Below are 1,263 nucleotides of genomic sequence, written 5' to 3'. Positions count from 1 at the left end.
CTAGTAGACTGTCGCGGCTTAATTTCGCTGTGTGGTTGGGTAGAGGTGGCGTAGTTTCACGCGTGCGTCGTCGGTGGTGAAGTGCCAGTCGACTTGGCGCTGGTTGCTGTTGGTGTGCTGCTGCCAGGCGGCGAGTTCGGTGTTGAGCACGGTGAGGTCGTCGATGCGGCGGTCCAGGCACTGGCGGGTGAGGGCGGAGAGCTCGATCTCGGCGATGTTGAGCCAGGACCCGTGTTTGGGGGTGTGGTGGATCTCCAGGCGCTGGGCCAGCGCGAAGGCCTTTGCCGGGTCGAACGCCTCGTAGAGCGAGGCGGTGGTGTGGGTGTTGAGGTTGTCCATCACCAGCACGACCGTGGCGGCGTCGGGATAGTCCACGGTCAGCAGGTGCTCGACCTGGTGCGCCCAGTCGACCCTGGTCCGGCGGGGCCGGGCGTCCACGCGCCGCCATCCGCGCAGCGGCTCGACCCAGCAGAAGATCGAGCAGGTCCCCGAGCGGACGTACTCGTTGTCCTCGCGCCGGTCACGGCCCGGCCGCGTGGGAAGCGGATCGCGGACGTGGCCGAGCAGCTGGTACGGCTTCTCGTCCATGCACACCACCGGGCGCGCCGGGTCGAAGGGCCGGTGGTAGACCGCCAGGACGTCCTCCATCGCCGCGGCGAAGGCCGCGTTCGCGGCCGGCGGGATGGTCCAGCACTTCTTCACGTGAGGACGCAGTTCCGTTTTTTTAAGACCCGCCCGATCGTGGAGTGGTCCAGATCCGGGATGTCCTCGACCAGCGCGACGTGCTTCTCCAGCAGGCGCAGCGACCACCGGGCATGTCCCTGGGGCGGCGTCGAGCAGGCCAGCGCAATCAGCCTTGCCTCGACCTCGCCGGTCACCGAGGAGGGCACCGGCGGCAGTGCGCGTTCCTTCCGGCCGACCGTGGCCCACACATCGCCGCCGGTCTCCGCGTACCGCTTCGAGATCAGGCGGACCGAATCGCACGAGACCCCGACCCGCTCCGCGATCACCGCCCGCGGAGCGACCTCGCCGACCGAGGTGTCCAACGCGAGCAGCACCCGCGCCCGCCTGATCATCGACGCGCTGCGGACCCCCGTCGTCGTCACACGCTCCAGCGCCCGACGGTCTTCGGCACTCAACGCAACCGGATACTTCTTCTGCGAGGACACGGCACCCCTGCCCGGCCGAACGGAAGCATCAAGCGAAGCCTGCCCGACCCCAACTCCACTAACCAGAACGACACTTAGTCGCGACAGTCTACTA

At 67.9% G+C, this 1,263-nt stretch carries 2 protein-coding genes; both read right to left on the bottom strand.

Going from position 1 to position 1,263, the window contains the following annotated elements; genetic code table 11:
- Positions 1 to 18 precede the first annotated feature (18 nt).
- Positions 19 to 702: an IS630 family transposase gene (locus AQJ91_RS55070; protein WP_199848235.1), complete on the bottom strand. Its 684-nt coding sequence runs from the start codon at positions 700 to 702 to the stop codon at positions 19 to 21.
- Entirely contained in the window at positions 699 to 1,139 is a 441-nt protein-coding gene (locus AQJ91_RS55065; RefSeq protein ID WP_199848234.1) for a helix-turn-helix domain-containing protein, read from the bottom strand. Before AQJ91_RS55065 ends, AQJ91_RS55070 begins: the two co-directional genes overlap by 4 nt.
- Between the last annotated feature and the right edge of the window lie 124 nt (positions 1,140 to 1,263).

The sequence above is a fragment of the Streptomyces dysideae genome (assembly GCF_001514305.1).
Lineage (GTDB): Bacteria > Actinomycetota > Actinomycetes > Streptomycetales > Streptomycetaceae > Streptomyces > Streptomyces dysideae.
The sequence above is the reverse complement of the archived record's forward strand: the minus strand, read 5'-3'. Positions and strand labels throughout refer to the sequence as shown.